14 protein-coding genes, 1 tRNA gene and 1 riboswitch are annotated in these 15,334 nt (G+C 72.3%); of the genes, 7 read left to right on the forward strand and 8 right to left on the reverse strand.

The features are described 5' to 3' along the window. Positions 1-45 precede the first annotated feature (45 nt). From argG to G569_RS0127390, 4 genes are all read left to right on the forward strand, one after another. The gene (argG, locus tag G569_RS51955; RefSeq protein ID WP_053227045.1) at positions 46-1,398 is read left to right on the forward strand and encodes an argininosuccinate synthase; all 1,353 of its coding nucleotides are present in this window, start codon (positions 46-48) and stop codon (positions 1,396-1,398) included. Positions 1,399-1,496: 98 nt separating this feature from the next. Continuing rightward, a riboswitch (cyclic di-GMP riboswitch) is annotated at positions 1,497-1,578 on the forward strand. An 83-nt stretch (positions 1,579-1,661) separates the two neighbouring features. Further along, positions 1,662-3,371 carry a S8 family serine peptidase gene (locus G569_RS59035; protein WP_053227046.1) on the forward strand — a complete coding sequence of 570 codons (1,710 nt, stop codon included), beginning with the start codon at positions 1,662-1,664 and terminating at the stop codon, positions 3,369-3,371. 106 nt (positions 3,372-3,477) lie between these two features. Next, a complete protein-coding gene (locus G569_RS0127385) occupies positions 3,478-3,954 on the forward strand; it encodes a hypothetical protein (RefSeq protein WP_028065800.1) in 477 nt (158 codons plus the stop codon). 308 nt (positions 3,955-4,262) lie between these two features. Then, positions 4,263-4,345 (forward strand) — tRNA-Leu (locus G569_RS0127390). Here G569_RS0127390 and G569_RS0127395 read toward each other — a convergent pair. Genes G569_RS0127395 through G569_RS0127405 form a run of 3 tightly spaced genes read right to left on the reverse strand, consistent with a single transcriptional unit; the run spans position 4,346 to position 6,764 of the window. Next, positions 4,346-4,588, reverse strand: a complete 243-nt coding sequence (locus G569_RS0127395) for a DUF6411 family protein (protein WP_028065801.1) — start codon at positions 4,586-4,588, stop codon at positions 4,346-4,348. A 29-nt stretch (positions 4,589-4,617) separates the two neighbouring features. Further along, positions 4,618-5,388, reverse strand: coding sequence for an inositol monophosphatase family protein (locus G569_RS0127400; protein ID WP_028065802.1), 771 nt, complete (start codon positions 5,386-5,388; stop codon positions 4,618-4,620). Beyond that, a complete protein-coding gene (locus G569_RS0127405; protein ID WP_028065803.1) occupies positions 5,385-6,764 on the reverse strand; it encodes an amidase in 1,380 nt (459 codons plus the stop codon). The genes G569_RS0127400 and G569_RS0127405 overlap by 4 nt, the downstream gene beginning before the upstream one ends. Before the next feature lie 37 nt (positions 6,765-6,801). Between G569_RS0127405 and G569_RS0127410 the strand changes: the two genes are divergently transcribed. Then, a complete protein-coding gene (locus G569_RS0127410) occupies positions 6,802-7,845 on the forward strand; it encodes an alpha-hydroxy acid oxidase (protein WP_028065804.1) in 1,044 nt (347 codons plus the stop codon). On the opposite strand, the gene G569_RS0127415 is transcribed toward G569_RS0127410, so the two are convergent. Then, entirely contained in the window at positions 7,842-8,801 is a 960-nt protein-coding gene (locus G569_RS0127415) for a hypothetical protein (RefSeq protein WP_028065805.1), read from the reverse strand. The genes G569_RS0127410 and G569_RS0127415 overlap by 4 nt on opposite strands. A 28-nt stretch (positions 8,802-8,829) precedes the next feature. Here G569_RS0127415 and G569_RS0127420 point away from each other — a divergent pair, with 28 nt between their 5' ends. Next, positions 8,830-9,594 carry an enoyl-CoA hydratase/isomerase family protein gene (locus tag G569_RS0127420; RefSeq protein ID WP_053227049.1) on the forward strand — a complete coding sequence of 255 codons (765 nt, stop codon included), beginning with the start codon at positions 8,830-8,832 and terminating at the stop codon, positions 9,592-9,594. On the opposite strand, the gene G569_RS0127425 is transcribed toward G569_RS0127420, so the two are convergent. Continuing rightward, positions 9,549-10,469, reverse strand: a complete 921-nt coding sequence (locus G569_RS0127425; RefSeq protein ID WP_028065807.1) for an RNA polymerase sigma factor — start codon at positions 10,467-10,469, stop codon at positions 9,549-9,551. The two genes, G569_RS0127420 and G569_RS0127425, sit on opposite strands and share 46 nt — an antisense overlap. 47 nt (positions 10,470-10,516) lie before the next feature. On the opposite strand from G569_RS0127425, the gene G569_RS0127430 reads away from it, so the two are divergent. Continuing rightward, positions 10,517-11,335, forward strand: a complete 819-nt coding sequence (locus tag G569_RS0127430) for an alpha/beta fold hydrolase (RefSeq protein WP_028065808.1) — start codon at positions 10,517-10,519, stop codon at positions 11,333-11,335. Here G569_RS0127430 and G569_RS66480 read toward each other — a convergent pair. The 3 genes from G569_RS66480 to G569_RS0127445 are packed head-to-tail and all read right to left on the reverse strand — an operon-like array spanning position 11,313 to position 15,294. Next, on the reverse strand, positions 11,313-12,725 hold the full coding sequence (locus G569_RS66480; RefSeq protein ID WP_028065809.1) for a thrombospondin type 3 repeat-containing protein: 1,413 nt from the start codon (positions 12,723-12,725) through the stop codon (positions 11,313-11,315). The genes G569_RS0127430 and G569_RS66480 overlap by 23 nt on opposite strands. Then, a complete protein-coding gene (locus tag G569_RS66485; protein WP_028065810.1) occupies positions 12,722-14,332 on the reverse strand; it encodes a thrombospondin type 3 repeat-containing protein in 1,611 nt (536 codons plus the stop codon). Before G569_RS66485 ends, G569_RS66480 begins: the two co-directional genes overlap by 4 nt. After that, positions 14,329-15,294: a hypothetical protein gene (locus G569_RS0127445; RefSeq protein WP_028065811.1), complete on the reverse strand. Its 966-nt coding sequence runs from the start codon at positions 15,292-15,294 to the stop codon at positions 14,329-14,331. The genes G569_RS66485 and G569_RS0127445 overlap by 4 nt, the downstream gene beginning before the upstream one ends. Positions 15,295-15,334 lie beyond the last annotated feature (40 nt).

A 15,334-nucleotide genomic window follows, 5' to 3' on the forward strand; every position in this document is an offset into this window, starting at 1 on the left:
AGCTACAGTCCCCCGCCGGGTTCCAATCTTCCGGGGAGTGTCGACGTGACTCACATCCTGCACAGCCTGCCGAAGGGCGAGCGCATCGGCCTTGCGTTCTCCGGTGGCCTGGACACCTCCGTCGCGGTCGCCTGGATCCGCGAGAAGGGCGGGATCCCCTGCACGTACACGGCCGACCTGGGCCAATACGACGAGCCGAACCTGGACACGGTCCCGGACCGCGCGAAGGAGTACGGCGCGGAGATCGCGCGGCTGGTCGACTGCCGCGAGCTGCTCGTCCACGAGGGCCTCGTGGCGCTCCAGTGCGGCGCGTTCCACATCTCGACCGCCGGCAAGACGTACTTCAACACCACGCCGCTCGGGCGCGCCGTCACGGGCACGCTGCTCGTGCAGGCGATGGCCGCCGACGACGTGAACATCTGGGGCGACGGCTCGACCTACAAGGGCAACGACATCGAGCGCTTCTACCGCTACGGGCTGCTCGCCAACCAGAACCTGCGCGTGTACAAGCCGTGGCTGGACGCCGACTTCGTCAATGAGCTCGGCGGGCGGGCGGAGATGAGCGCGTTCCTGACCGCGCGCGGTCTTCCCTACCGCGACAGCGCGGAGAAGGCCTACAGCACCGACGCGAACATCTGGGGCGCGACCCACGAGGCGAAGCTGCTCGAGGAGCTCTCGACCGGGATGGACATCGTCGACCCGATCATGGGCGTCGCGCACTGGAAGCCGGAGGTCGAGATCCCCGAGGAGGAGATCACGCTGACCTTCGAGGAGGGCTGGCCGACCAAGATCAACGGCAAGACCTTCCCGAACCTGGTCGAGCTCGTGATGGAGGCCAACGCGATCGGCGGGCGCCACGGGCTCGGCATGTCCGACCAGATCGAGAACCGGATCATCGAGGCCAAGAGCCGCGGCATCTACGAGGGTCCGGCGCTGGCGCTGCTGCACATCGGTTACGAGCGGCTGATCTCGGCGATCCACAACGAGGCCTCGATCGACAACTACCGCACCATGGGCCGCCGCCTCGGCCGGCTTCTCTACGAGGGCCGCTGGTTCGATCCGCAGGCGCTGACGCTGCGCGACCCGCTGCAGCGGTTCGTGGCGAGCGCCATCACCGGCGAGGTCGTCGTGCGCCTGCGCCGCGGTGACGACTACACGCTCGTCTCGACCTCCGGCCCGGCGCTGACCTACCAGCCGGAGCGGCTGTCGATGGAGCGCGTCGAGGACGCCGCGTTCGGCCCCGCGGACCGCATCGGCCAGCTGACGATGCGCAACCTCGACATCGAGGACTCGCGCCAGCGACTGGGCTCGTACAGCAGCGCCGGGCTGCTGCCGGACGTCGAGCAGATCATCGGCCGCGCCGTCGAGGGTGCCGCGGACACGCGTCAGCTCAACTAAAGCCCCCGTCCCCCGGTCGGGGGACTCGGACGTGCGTCCAGAGTTCCTCGATCGGGTCTCAACCCCATCTCGATTCGGCCGATCCAGAGGTCAACAGGGCTGAAACAAGGCAAACCCGTCGTGAGGCGGGGACGCAAAGCCAGAGGTCTCGCACGGAGGCGAGATAGCTCGGCCGCCAGCTTCGAGAGGGATCGAAGAGCGCACACGGAGGTGCCCTGACATTGACCAAGTTGTTTGAAACCCGCTGGCGTAGCCGGCTGGCCGTGGCGATCGTCGCCGTGGCCGTGCCGAGCCTCGCCGGCACCACGGTGGCCTCCGCGGCACCGTCCGCGCAGGCGCGTCTGTCCGCTGTCGCCAAGCAGGCTCCCGCCCGCAAGGTCACCGCGATCGTTCAGTTCAAGGCGGGTCTTGCGGAGAAGAAGGCGAAGGCGATCGTCCGCGCGCACGGCGGCAAGGTCGTCAGCCGCGTGCCGTTGATCAACGGCCTCGCCGTCCAGCTGCCGGCCAAGCAGGCCAAGGCGCTCGCCGCCGAGCCCAAGGTCGCCGGCCTCACTTTGAACACGCGCGTGCACAGCACGAGCATCGACGCTTCGCGGCTCGGCACGTCCTACCCGAAGTCGGTCAAGGCCGACAAGCTCTGGCAGCGCGGGATCACGGGCGCCGGGATCGGCGTCGCGGTCATCGACACCGGCGTCTCCGGTGACGCGGTCGACTTCAAGGGCGCCGACGGCGGCTCGCGCATCGTCGCCAACGTCGTCACCTCGCCAGGCGCCGCCACGGCGGGCGATGGCTTCGGCCACGGCACGCACGTCGCGGGCATCATCGGCGGGAACTCGTTCAACCGCTCGCCGCGTGACCCGTTCTACGGCAAGTACGTGGGCGTCGCGCCGGAGTCCAACCTCGTCGCGATCAAGGCGTCCGACGACGCGGGCAACGCGACGGTCCTTGACGTCATCAACGGCATCGCGTTCGCGGTCGACCACAAGGCCCAGTTCAACATCCGCGTGCTGAACCTCTCGCTGAGCGCCGACACGCCGCAGTCCTACAAGACCGACCCGCTCGACGCGGCGGTCGAGTACGCGTGGCAGAAGGGCATCGTCGTCGTCGCGGCCGCCGGCAACCGCGGCGTCGCCCCCGACGCGGTCAAGTACGCCCCCGCCAACGACCCGTTCATCATCTCGGTCGGCGGCCTCGACGAGACCGCCGGCATCGGTGGCAAGCGCGCCGACTGGTCCTCGACCGGCACCACGCAGGACGGCGTCTCCAAGCCCGACGTGCTCGCCCCGGGCGCGCACATCGTCTCGGTGCTCGCGCCGAGCAGCGCGTTCCTGACGCTCTGCCCCGGTTGCGCGATCGGCGGTCAGTACTTCAAGGCCGGCGGCACGTCGATGGCGGCCCCGGTCGTCGCCGGCGCCGCGGCGCTGCTCCTGCAGGCCCGCCCCACGCTCACCCCCGACCAGGTCAAGGCCCTCCTGACGGGCACCGACAAGTTCGTCCCGGGTGACAAGAACGGCCAGATCGACGTCGAGCGCGCGGTCTTCACGCAGCTCAACGGCGTGCCGGTCGTCAACCGCTACCTGCAGCCCAACTCCCTGATCGACGCCCTCAACCGCACGGGCGACGACATCAGCAAGTGGACCCGCTCCTCCTGGAGCACCGCCACGGGCGCCCTGAACGCCGGCTGGGCCCGCTCGAGCTGGTCCTGCGGCGGCTGCACCGCCGTCGGCGGCGCGATCGACCCGCAGCGTTCCTCCTGGAGCCGCAGCTCCTGGTCGAGCGCCGGCGAGGACGCCTCGAGCGAGGCCGCCGAATACGCCGCCGCGGTCGCCGCGAGCGAGGACACCGGCACGCTCGACGCGCCGATCCCGGTCGACGCGGTGATCCCGGACGACACGGCCACCCCGGACGCGACCCCGGACGCGACGCCGGAGCCCACCGCGTCCACCGGCACCGGCGAGGAGGTCGCGCCGTGATGCGCCACCGTGCCAGCTGGGGCCGCAAGCAGCGTCCCGGAACCTAAGCGATGCCTCGGGGCGAGTGGCGCATGCCGCTCGCCCCGAACGCTATCTTCGGCCCTTCATGGCCGACGTGGCAATCGTCCACCCCAACCGCCACAAGGCGTCCTCGCAGCTCGCCCGCCTCGTCGTGATCGTGCTGCTGATCGTCTCCGCGGTGGTCAACCTGATCATCGCCCTCGGCGGCTGGGACGCGCTCGAAGGCGCCAAGCCCGTCCAGCTCGCCTTCATCGTCATCTACTTCGTGCTGGCGCTCTTCGTGGCCCGCTGGTCACGCGGTGTCCTGCCGATGATCGCCGCGCTCGCGATCATCCTCGCGATCTTCGCCACGGTCGCCGCCCCGGCCTGGTTCGACCGCGACGGCCCGGGCTTCACCGACCCCGCCTTGAGCGCCGACGTCCTCGGCCTGTTGTGCACGCTGCTCGTCCCGCTCCAGCTCGCGCTGCTGGTCGTGGCGATGATCGGCTTCCGCCAGCGCTGGAACGTCGAGGAGGAGCGGCCGCGCACAGAGGAGCGTCGCGCGGAACCGGCGCCGGCCTAGGCTGAACTGCGGCAGCTTGCACGCCGCGTCGCGCGCGATCTCGCCCAGGCCGGCTGACGACTGGAGCGCACGCTCAGCGACATCGAGTCCGGCCGCGGGCTGTTCGCCGCCGGCCTCCCCGAATGAACGCGCCACGATAGGCGCCCGGGCCCGACCGGAACGTTTTCGCGTGTTCCTCGGGCGGCGACAAACACGCGGAAAACCGCGGAAAACCGCACGCGGGTGCACGTTTGGTGCCGGAAGAGTCTCACCGACGTTCGTTCTGAGCCGCTCGTCCGCGCCTCCCGCCTAATATGTCGGGTCCGCCTGCCCAGGTGGAGGAACGGCAGACTCGGAGGTCTCAAAAACCTCTGCCCTTACGGGCGTGCGGGTTCGAATCCCGCCCTGGGCACTAGAACGGCATCTTGCCGCGGCCCTTGCGGCCGGCGGAGCCGCTCTTGGAGACGGCCTTGTTGGACGTCCAGAACGGCTTGGCGAACCAGCGGCCGAGGGGGCCTGGAGCCTTGCTCGCGCCGCGGCCGCCGGCGCCGATCACCTTCTGGGAGCCCTGCTGCGGGTAGCGCGACAGGCGCGGGGCCAGGAAGGCCAGGATCAGGATGATGATGCAGAGGGCGATGACGCCGGCGATGATCATGGCCTGGCCATACCCAGCGGCCGCGTAGATCAGGCCAGCCAGGGCTCCAACGCGTCAGCGAGGCTTGACGGGGCGACCAGCACGCCTGGGTTGGATGGGCCGACGGGCTCGAGCGGGCGGACGTCGAGGCCCGCGCGTTCGCAGATCAGGCCGCCGGCGGCGAGATCCCAGGGGTTCAGGCCGTGCTCGTAGTAGGCGTCCAACCTGCCGCACGCGGTCCAGGCGAGGTCGATGGCCGCCGCGCCGAAGCGACGGAGGTCGCGGACCTCGGGCAGCAGGCGGGCGGCGACGACCGATTGGGCGCGGCGGACCTCGGCGTCGTAGCCGAAGCCGGTGCCGACGAGGGCGGTCGCCATGTCGCTCTTGGTCGAGGCGGTGATCGGGCGGCCGTCGAGGGTGGGGTTGCCGTCGCGCTCGGCGGAGAAGAGCTCGTCGCGGGTGGGGTCGTAGACGACGCCGACCAGCGTCCCGTGCTCGTCCTCGGCGGCGATCGACACCGCCCACTGGGGGATGCCGAACAAGAAGTTGACGGTGCCGTCGAGCGGGTCGACGACCCAGCGCACGCCGCTGGTGCCGCGGTGGTCGCCGCCCTCCTCGCCGAGGACGCCGTCGTCCGGGCGGGCGGAGCCGATGCGCTCGCGGATCAGGCGCTCGGCGTTGTGGTCGGCCTCGCTCACCAGGTCGGTCGGGGTGCTCTTGGAGGAGACCCGCAGGTCGGGTGAGCGGAAGGCCTCGCGTAGCAGGGCACCGGCCTCGCGGGCGACCGACTCCGCGAGCGCGCGCAGTTCTCCTTGGGTCACGCCGCCACCGCCGGACGCGACGCCGGCCAGCCCCGTGCCTCCTCGAGCTGCGCGCTCAGCGAGAACAGCCGCGCCTCGGACTCGAACGGCCCGACCAGCTGCACCGCGAGCGGAAACCCGTCGGAGGTGAACCCCGCCGGGACGGACACGGCCGGCTGGCCGGTGTGGTTGAACGCACCGGCGTAGGGCGCCCAGCGCACCTGTCCGGCCAGCGTGCGGATGCCGGACGCGCCGTCGTACTCGCGCACGCGCAGCGGACGGCGGGTGAACATCGGGGTCAGCACCACGTCGCTTTCGTCGAAGATCATGTTCAGGCGCACGGAGTCCTCGGCCGCCGCCACGCCCGCCGCCGACGCCACGCGGAGCGGGATCGCCATCCCGATGCGGGCGATGCCACGCGCCCGGCGCGAGTAGCGGTCACGGTGGCCGATCTCGATCGCCTTGTCGCCGAGCCCGCGCACGAAGCGCGTGAGCACGCGGTTGCCCATGGTCAGGCCCCAGTCGAACTCGCGCTCGACGACCTCGTGGCCCAGCGAGCGCAGCAGCTCCGCGGTCGACTCCACCCCGGAGCGCTGCTCGGCGTCGACCTTGACGCCGAGCGGGGGAAGCCCGACCGAGACCGCGATCCGCAGCCGGCCCGGCGGCGTCGCGGCCGCCTCCACGAACGACGGGCCGCCGTCGCGGACGACGTCCATGAACCGCGCCGCATCCTCGACGGTGCGGGTGAGCGGGCCGTAGACGGTCATCCCCTGATGCGGGTCGACGTCCGGCGCGGTCGAGATCCGCCCGCGCTGCGTCTTGAAGCCGAACAGCCCGCAGCACGCGGCGGGAATCCGGACCGAGCCCGCGCCGTCGGTCCCGACGGCGGCGCTGACGAGCCCCGCGGCGACCGCCGTCGCGCTCCCGCCGGACGACCCGCCCGATGTGCGATGCAGGTCCCAGGGATTGCGGGTGACGCCGTACGTCGGCGACTCGGTGAACCCGGTCGCCATCAGCTCCGGCACGTGGGTCTTGCCGATGATCACCGCGCCGGCGGCGCGCAGCCGCCGCACGACCTCGGAGTCGGCGGGCTGGACCGGCGGGTCCCAGTCGCAGCCGTAGCCGGTGACCTCGCCGGCGACGTGGATGTCGTCCTTGATCGCGATCGGCACGCCCAGCAGCGGGCGCGTGTCTCCCCCGCGGCGGCGCCCGTCGGCCTGGTCGGCCTCGATCAGCGCCTGCTCGGAGAACACCACGCGGAACGCGTTCAGCTTCGGGTCCAGCCGCGCGATCCGCCCCAGGAAGAGCTCCGTCAGCTCGCGGGAGGAGAGCTCACCCGCCGCGATCAGGTCGGCGTGACGGGAGAGTCCGGCGAAAGCGAGGTCGTCGCGGTCCACTCGCACGGACCTTATCGCCCCCTACCATCGCGGCCCCATGAGCGCATTCACCACCGCCTCAGAGCTCGCCGACGCCGCCCGCGCGGCCCTCCCCGCAGAGCTCTGGGACTACGTCTGCGGCGGTGCCGGGACCGAGGCCACGATCCGCCGCAACCGCGCCGCGCTCGACGCGCTGCTGCTGCGGCCCCGCGTCGGCCGTGACGTGTCCACGCGACGCACGACCACGACGTTCCTCGGCGTCGAGCTCGCACTGCCGGTGATGCTCGCCCCGATCGGGACGATCGGGCTCTTCGACGAAAGCGGTGCCGCGGGAGCGGCGCGCGCCGCGGCCAGGGCCGGCACCGCCTCGTTCGTCTCGCTGCTCTCGACGCCTGACCTCGAGACCGTGGCGCAGACCGACGCGGCGCTCTTCTTCCAGCACTACACGCGCTCGGACCGCGGCTGGACGCTCGAGATCATCCGCCGCGTCGAGGCCGCCGGCTACCGCGGCCTCACCGTGACGCTCGACAGCGCCGTCGACGGCGTCCGCGAGCGCGAGCTGCGCAACCGGTTCGACCGCGGCGCCGCCCAGGCCCGCCCGAACATCGCGCCCGGCCACGACCGCCGCGAGCTGCAGGCGCAATTCACCTGGGCCGAGCTCGGATGGATCGCCGAGCAGACCGAGCTCCCGCTGATCGTCAAGGGCGTGACCGACCCCGACGACGCGCAGCTCGCGGTCCAGGCGGGCGCCCGAGCGCTGATCGTCTCCAACCACGGCGGGCGCCAGCTCGACCACCAGGCGGGGACGATCGAGCTGCTCGGCCCGGTCGTCGAGGCGGTCGGCGACCGTGCCGAGGTCGTGGTCGACGGCGGCTTCGAGCGCGGGACCGACGCGGTCAAGGCGCTCGCGCTCGGGGCCCGCGCGGTGCTGATCGGCAAGGCGGCGTGCTTCGCGCTGGCCGCGGGCGGCGAGGACGCGCTGGCGGCCACCCTGGACCGGTTCCGTGTCGAGGTCGACCGCACATTGGCACTGCTCGGCGTGACCGCCCCGGAGGAGGTCACGGCGCGGCACGTACGGGTCTCCCCCGCGCCCTGGACCTAGTCCTCCCGCACGCGGATCACGATCTCGTCCTCGTCGGCGCGGGCGGCGAGCGGCGCCTCACCCGCCCGGTACGGTGCGGGCTCCGGCGGAAGGGGGCGGCGCGGGCGCAGGCCGGCGAGGAGCATCACGGCGCCGACCCCGATCAGCACGAGCGGCCACCAGAAGAGCGTGTCGTCGTCGCTGTCGGCGACGACCACGATGAACAGGCCGAGGTTGACGACACCCAGGTACGCCGGCCCGGGCGAGCGGTCCAACGCGCCGAAGGCGACCAGGCCGAAGCCCGCGCCGAGCAGCACGACCTCCCACAGCCCTGGCAGCGAGCTGCCGCCGAGGTCGAACACGGTCACGGCGGAGACCCCGATCGCCGCGATCGCCAGCCCGCCCGCGTCGATCAGCACCTCGGCGTGGCGGCGCGCCGGCTCGCGCAGGGCGAGCGCGGAGAGCACCAGGAACGCCGCGTACGCGGCGAGCAGCCAGCGGTAGGGCGCTGCGCTCGACGCGTGGAACACGACATTCCAGGCCGACAGGAGCCCGACACCGCCGAGGATCGCGGCGAGCAACAGGCTGATCGCGCTGTTGCGCTCGAACGCCGGCCACAGCAGCAGGCCGCCGAGCAGCAGCGAGGTCCACAGCAGGCTGCCGGACGGCGGGTCGTCACCGAAGTTCCCACCGAGCAGGTCGGCGGCCGTCAGCAGCCCCGCGTACAGCAGGAACGCGCCCGTGACGAGCAGGATCGACTGGTACGCCGGCGGCACGCCGCCCTCGTTGGGCGCCTGCGCGCCCAGCCAGAAGATCAGCCCGCCGACCGCGAGCAGGATCGCCATGTGCAGGACGTCCGGCAGCTTGTCGGAGAGCCGGAACTCCTCGAGCGCGAGACCCACGCCGAGGCAGACCGCGCCCGCGGCGATCAACGGTCCCCGGTGCGCGGGCGGGCGCAGGAGCTCTCGGAAGCTCATCCGCAGTCAGGCTATTAGGCTCACAGGCGTGTCCGACCTCGTCATCACCGAGGATCACGGGGCGGTCCGCCACGTCGTCCTCAACCGGCCCGAGAAGCGCAACGCGTTCAACGCGGACCTGATCCTCGCCACCGGCGCCGCCCTGCGCGCGGCCGCCGACGACCCGTCCGTCCGCTGCGTCGTGATCCGCGGCAACGGCCCGGTGTTCAGCGCCGGCATGGATGTCGCGGCGCTCGCGGACGTCGGCACGCAGCCCGAGCGGCTGCGCACGTTCCGCCGCGCCTGCCTGGAGGCGTGGAACCTGTGCGAGGAGATGACCAAGCCGGTCGTCGCCCAGATCCACGGCGTCTGCCTGGGCGGCGCGCTCGAGCTGGCGCTGGCCTGCGATCTGCGGGTGCTGACCGAGGACGCGTGGGTCGGCCTGCCGGAGACGCGGCTCGGGCTCGTCCCCGACGTCGGCGGCTCGTCGCGGCTCCCCCAGGTCGTCGGCGTCGGCCGCGCCAAGGAGCTGATCATGACCGGCAAGGTGATCGACGCGGCGACCGCGGAGCGGTTCGGGCTCGCGAACCGGATTGCGCCCAACGCCGACGAGCTCGTCGCCGAGCTGCTCCAGTGCGCGCCGATCGCGGTCGGGCTCGCGAAGCGCCTGATCGACGCCTCCGCGCGCCCCGCGCTCTCGACGACGCTGGAGCTCGAGGTCGCCGCGCAAGAGATCTGCGCCCGCTCGGAGGACATCCGCGAGGGCGTTCAGGCTGCGGCCGAGCGTCGCGCGCCGGTGTTCAAGGGCGCGTAGTGCGAGACCAGCCGGTGCGTCCGGCCGGCGTCATGCCAGTGGACCTGGGTGACTGCGGGCGGGCAGTGCAGCGGCTGGTCGGCCGGGCTCTCCAGCACGAGTTCGGTGATCGCCACGTGCTCGCCTCCGATCACCCGGAGCGGGTGGGCGACCACGCCGTCGTCGAAGTCCCGCCAGAGGCCCGCGGCGAGCAGCGCGCGGCCGCGGCGCTCGACCCGGTCGGCCATCCGGAACGCCACGTCGGGCGCGAACGCCGTGTCCAGGAGCCGCGTGTCGCCGCTGCGCTGGAACGCCGCCAGCGCGCCGCCGGCGGCCAGTGCGTACCCGCGGACACGCTCGCGGTCGGTGTACGCCTCCGCGGCGGTGGCCAGCAGCTCGCCCGCCAGGCGCGTCCGCGCCGCGTTCAGGCGACTGCGGACGGTGCCGACCGGGACGTCGCAGATCTCGGCGATCTCCTCGTAGGCGCTCACGCGCGAGAAGTGGCGCAGCATGACCGCCACGCGCTGTGACTCCGGGAGGCGCTCGAGCGCGGTCCAGACCCAGTCCCGCAGCGCCGCACGCTCGATCGCGTCCTGCACCGTGTCGAACCCCGGCTCCGAGAACGGCAGCACGCGTGCCGGCCGGCGCCGCTGCGCGCGGCAGACGTTGACGAGGATCGCCGCGAGCCACCCGCCGACGGCCCCGGGCTGGCGCAGCTCGCCGATCCGCCGCAGCGCGATCAGGATCGCGTCCTGCACCGCGTCCTCGGCATCGGGGCCGTGACCGAGCATCCCGGTCGCGATCGCGTGCAGCCGCGCGTGGTGGCGCTCGAACAGCGCGCCGAGGCCGGCCGCGTCACCGGCCTGCGCGGCCCGCGCGAGCGCCGCGTCGTCCATGCCCGGATTCTTTCGAACTTTCGTGAGCCGCGCCGCATCTCAGTGGCATGGAGATCTCCGTCAACCACACCCAGCTCCACGTCGACACCGAAGGCGCCGGGAGGCCACTCGTCGTGCTCCACGGCGGTCCGGGGTTCGACCAGGGCTACCTGCGCCCCGGGCTGCTCCCGCTCGCGGAGGACGCGCGGCTCGTGTTCCCCGACCTGCGCGGGCAGGGCCGCTCGGCGCCGGTGCCCGTCGAGTCCTGCACGCTCGAGCAGATGGCCGACGACGTCGCCGAGCTGTGCGCGACCTTCGAGCGTCCCGTGGTCTTCGGCCACTCCGCCGGCGGGTTCGTCGCGCTCCAGCTCGCGCTGCGCCACCCGGGACTCGCATCGGGGCTGATCCTGTGCCACACGGCCGCCGCGCTGAGTCGCGAGCCCGGCCCTCCCGGTCCCGCCGAGCGCGGCGGCGAGGCGGCCGGCGCGGCCGCCGCCCGGCTGTTCGGCGGTGACTTCTCGCTGGAGGTCCTGGAGGCGTTCGACCGCCTCGTGCTGCCGCTCTACGCGGCTCCCGGCCATGAGGACGTCCCGCCGCGGCTGATGGCGCTGAGCACGATCAACGCCGAGATCGCCGCGTACTTCTTCCAGCGGCTCGCGCCCGCCTACGACGTCCGGGCGGACCTCGAACGGATCGACGTGCCGACGCTCGTCGTGACCGGCCGCCACGACTGGGTCTGCCCGCCGGCCGCGGGACGCGCGCTCGCCGCCGCGATCCCGCGCGCCGAGCTGGTCGAGCTCGACAGCGGGCACTTCGGCTTCTCGGAGACCCCGGAGCCGTTCCAGCGCGCCGTGCGCGCGTGGCTCAGTAGTACCGGGGCTTCTTGATCCGGAAGAGCTTGGCCTTCACGAAGTAGGCGGTGCCGGCCTTGACGGTGACGGGCTTGTTCTTGGAGCCCTTGAGCGCCAGAGTCACGCGGCCCTTGCCGACCTCGGTGAGCGTGCCGTCGCAGCGGTCGGTGGTGGCGAACGTGGCGTCGCGGGCGGTCGCCGTGCTGGCGCCGCCGACGGCCGTGTAGAGACCCTTGGCGACCATCGAGAGCGACCGCACGATCCCCTTCGCCGGGCCCTTCTGGCAAGCGGCCTCGGCGCCGGGCGGCGAGAGCAGGCCGATGTCGGTCGAGATCGACGCGCTCTTGGCCTTTCCCTTCTTGGCCTTCTTCTGCCGGATCGCGAAGATGCCCGCCTTGATGCGCGCGGTCTGCTGCTTGGCGCGCTTGTCGGAGGCGGCGAAGCCGTTGGCCGCGGACTTCATCTCCAGCTCGCCCTTGCGGGCGTCGACGGTCGAGCCGACCGGCACCGACGCGATGCCCTTGAGCGGGACGAAGCCGCCGTTCTGCTTGAGGCTGCGGCCGGGCAGCTTGACGAAGACCTCGCCGGACAGCGTGCGCACGAGCGCGGTCTTCCCCGGCGCCGGCGGGACGTCGCCGGGCGGCAGCAGGTCGCACGCGTCGCCGACGCCGTCCTTGTCCTCGTCGGCCTGGTTGGCGTTGGCGTTGTCGGGACAGTTGTCCGTGAGGTCGGGCACGCCGTCGCCATCGCGGTCGGCGACCGGCGACGCGACCGTGAACGTCGTCGTCGCAGGCGACTTGTCGGGGCGCCCGTAGACGTCGGTCGCGGTCACCCGCAGCACGTGCGTGCCCGGGGCGAAGCCGGCCGGGGAGAACGTCGGGCTGCAGGGCACGGCCGTGTCCGCGTCGATGGCGCACGTGAAGGTCCCGCCGAGCGTGGAGTTGATCGAAAGGCCGAACGGCGGACCCGCGCTGACGGTCGTGTCCGGCTGGTCGAACGGCGAATAGGAGACGTCGTCGAGGTTGACGCTGCCCTCGGTGCCGCTGGCCGAGATCATGACGCGGGCGATGTCGGCGCTCGGGTCCTCGAGCTGGACCGGAAGCCAGTCCGGCGTGTCCTGGTCCCGCGTCAGCGGGGTGCCGCAGGCCGTGGCCGCGCACGGCGTGATCGTGAGTGCCGCCGAGCCCGGCGCGCGGACGAAGAACTCGACGAGCCGTTGCGGCGAGCTGAGATTGATGCCCGTCGACGGGCGGCAGGTCAGGTACGCGCCGCCGTCGCGGCCGCCCGAGGTCACCTGCTCGCAGCCGGGATAGTCGTTCGGCGAAACCGGGTCGACGAACGTGACCACGGTCGGGGCTTGCGTCTGCGCGCGGGCTGGGGCGGCCAGGACGACCGCCGCCACCAGCGCCGCGAGCAGGAGCCTCATGAGCGGTCTTGCCTCGCTCTGAACAGCTTCGCCTTGACCAGGTACGAGCGCCCGGCCTTGACCTTGACCGTCTTGTCCGTCTGGCGGTCGAGGACCGTCACGGTGCCTTTGCCGACGTCGGTGCGGGTGCCGTCGCAGCGGTCCTTGGTCGCCCACGTCGCGTCGGTCGCGGTGCTGATGCCCGCCTCGCCGACGATGCGCCACAGGCCCTTGACCGTCGAGGCCGTCAGGCTGCGCACCGTGTTGCTCCCGCGGCCCTTGATCGGGCCGGACGCGGCCGTGCTCACGCACGACGCCTCGGCGCCAGGCGCGCTCTGGAGCACCAGGTCGGTCGAGACCTTGGCCGCCGAGCCGAGCGCGGCCCTGCGCTGGCGGATCTGGAAGATGCCCGCGCTCAGCGTTGCCGTCTGGCTGCGCCCACCGGAGCCGATCCGGCGCCCGTCGACCGCGGACTCCATCGACAGGCGCCCCTTGCGGGTGTCGACGACGGTCCCGATCGGCAGCGCCGCCTGGCCCTTCAGCGGCACGAACCCGGACAGCGCCTGCTTGAAGGTCCGGTTCGAGCTCGGCGGCAGCTTGATGAACACCTCACCGCTGAGCACCGTCGCGACGACGCGCTCGCCCGTGATCGGTTCGACGTTTCCGGGCTCGGCCATCTCGCACGCGTCACCCACGCCGTCGCCGTCCGCGTCGGCCTGCGACGCGTTCGCGGTCGAGGGGCAGTTGTCGCGGGCGTCCGGCACGCCGTCGCCGTCGGTGTCGGCCTGCGGCGGCGCCGGGAGCGGGCTGAGGTCGACCGTCCAGGCGTAGACGGCGGGCGTCGGGTCGGGGGTGCCGAAGCGGTCACGCATCCCGACCGTCAGCGTATGCGCTCCGGCGGCGAGGCCGGAGAGCGCGTACGGCGCCCGGCACGGCACCGCGACGGCACCGTCGAGCGAGCAGTCGAAGCGGCTGTCGGGCTGGTTGCCGACGAACAGGAAGCTCGCGTCGGTCGTCCGCGAGACGACGGCCGGCCCGCTGAGGATCTGGGTGTCGGGCGAGGCGACCGGGCTGATCGTGATGTCGTCCACGCCGAAGTCCGGGAAGCACTCGCCGCAATTGACGATCTGCACACGCACGGAGCGGATGTCGGCGCGCCCCAGCGCCGACTGCACCACCGCGGCGCGACCGAACGGCTGCGAGTTGGCGATCTGCGCCGAGCTGATCAGCGGGCTCGTGCCCGGGTCGCCGGAGAAGGCGTCGACGTTCAGCGTCTGGCCCGACGAGAGCCACATCGAGACGCTCGCCTGCGGCTGCGCGAAGCGGACCAGCAGCGTGCCGCCGACCACGTCCAGCGACCGTTCGCTGGCGATGCCAGGATGCGCCACGCTCGCGCAGAACTGCGGGTCCGCGGCGGCGGCCGTGACGCGGCTCGCCCCGCAGAAGCCGAGGTCGTCCGGCGCCTCGAGCGTCACGCCCGCGCCGGCGTACAGATTGCTGTCCAGGACCCCGTCGGGCGCACCTTCGAAATCGAGCACCGTGGGCGGCGGAGCGAGTTGCGCCGAGGCCGCCGGCGCCGCCACCGCAAGGCTCGCCAGCGCCACGATCAGCGCCGGCCGGAGCCTCACTTGCACTTCTCGATCTTGCTCGACTTGACGTTCAGGCAGCCCGCCTTGCGCTGGCCGAGGCCGCCCGCCTGGACGGGCCACTCGAAGTAGCTGCCGGTCGCGCCGTAGATGTAGGTCCCCTTGCCGGTCTTGGCGAGCGTGACCCGGAGCTCGATCTTCGTCCCGGCGCGCACGTTCTTGCCGATGAGCTTGCTGAGCGTGAAGCGGCCGAAGCGATTGGCCTTGATCGTCTGCGAGCCGCAGCCGGCGCACTTGGCGACGATCTTGGCGCCCTTCGGGACGCGGTCGACGACGAAGCGCTTGATCGTGACGCCGCCCGGGGTGCCGTCGAAGCCGATGCTCGGCACGACGTTCAGCGTCGGCGGGCAGCCGCCGAAGCGCTCGATGCCCGGTACCTTCGGGCACTTGTCCGGCTGGTCGTCGAGGACGCCGTCGCCGTCGGTGTCGGGGAAGAAGTCGCTCTGGAACGTCAGCGCGCCGCCGGCGCCGCCCGCCCCGCCCACCTGGATCGTGTACTTCTTCTTGCCCTGGACGTTGAGCAGGAGATCATCGACGGACGCGTTCTGGGTGCAGTCGACGCGGCGGATGATCTTCGAGTCGTCGCCGTACTCGTAGACCGCGATGACGGGCGTGAAGCCCGTGCCGCTGGCGCGGATCTGCACGCCGCCGTCGACCGGCGGCGCGAGGTCGTACCAGACCGTCTTGCCGAACGCCGTGCCGTTGCAGTCCGTCGGCTCGGCCACGTACCCGCCGAGCGGCTGGCCGTCGCGGTTCGGGTTGAACAGGTCCGGCTGCGTCGTCGCCTCGGTCGTGTCCACCGTGGTCTTGAACTCGACCTGATCGACCAGGAGCGAGGACAGATAGTTGTCGTTGACCGGCGGCGCGGCGGAGGCCCACGCGGGGGCGCAGGCGCACGCGGCCGCGGTCAGCGCGGCGGCGAAGAGGAGGCGAACGGGGCGCATAGACCGCTTAACCCAACACAGGGCGGAAAAGTGCGCAAGT

This window comes from Solirubrobacter soli DSM 22325 (assembly GCF_000423665.1).
Classification (GTDB): Bacteria; Actinomycetota; Thermoleophilia; order Solirubrobacterales; family Solirubrobacteraceae; genus Solirubrobacter; species Solirubrobacter soli.

Excerpts from the sequence above, each read along its gene's own strand:
- G569_RS0127395 (WP_028065801.1), bottom strand. The coding sequence starts at position 4,588 with ATGATCATCGCCGGCGTCATCGCCCTCTGCATCATCATCCTGATCCTG.
- G569_RS0127425 (WP_028065807.1), bottom strand. The coding sequence starts at position 10,469 with ATGGACGACGCGGCGCTCGCGCGGGCCGCGCAGGCCGGTGACGCGGCC.
- G569_RS0127415 (WP_028065805.1), bottom strand. The coding sequence starts at position 8,801 with ATGAGCTTCCGAGAGCTCCTGCGCCCGCCCGCGCACCGGGGACCGTTG.
- G569_RS66480 (WP_028065809.1), bottom strand. The coding sequence starts at position 12,725 with ATGAGGCTCCTGCTCGCGGCGCTGGTGGCGGCGGTCGTCCTGGCCGCC.
- G569_RS0127385 (WP_028065800.1), top strand. The coding sequence starts at position 3,478 with ATGGCCGACGTGGCAATCGTCCACCCCAACCGCCACAAGGCGTCCTCG.
- G569_RS0127410 (WP_028065804.1), top strand. The coding sequence starts at position 6,802 with ATGAGCGCATTCACCACCGCCTCAGAGCTCGCCGACGCCGCCCGCGCG.
- G569_RS0127445 (WP_028065811.1), bottom strand. The coding sequence starts at position 15,294 with ATGCGCCCCGTTCGCCTCCTCTTCGCCGCCGCGCTGACCGCGGCCGCG.
- G569_RS0127430 (WP_028065808.1), top strand. The coding sequence starts at position 10,517 with ATGGAGATCTCCGTCAACCACACCCAGCTCCACGTCGACACCGAAGGC.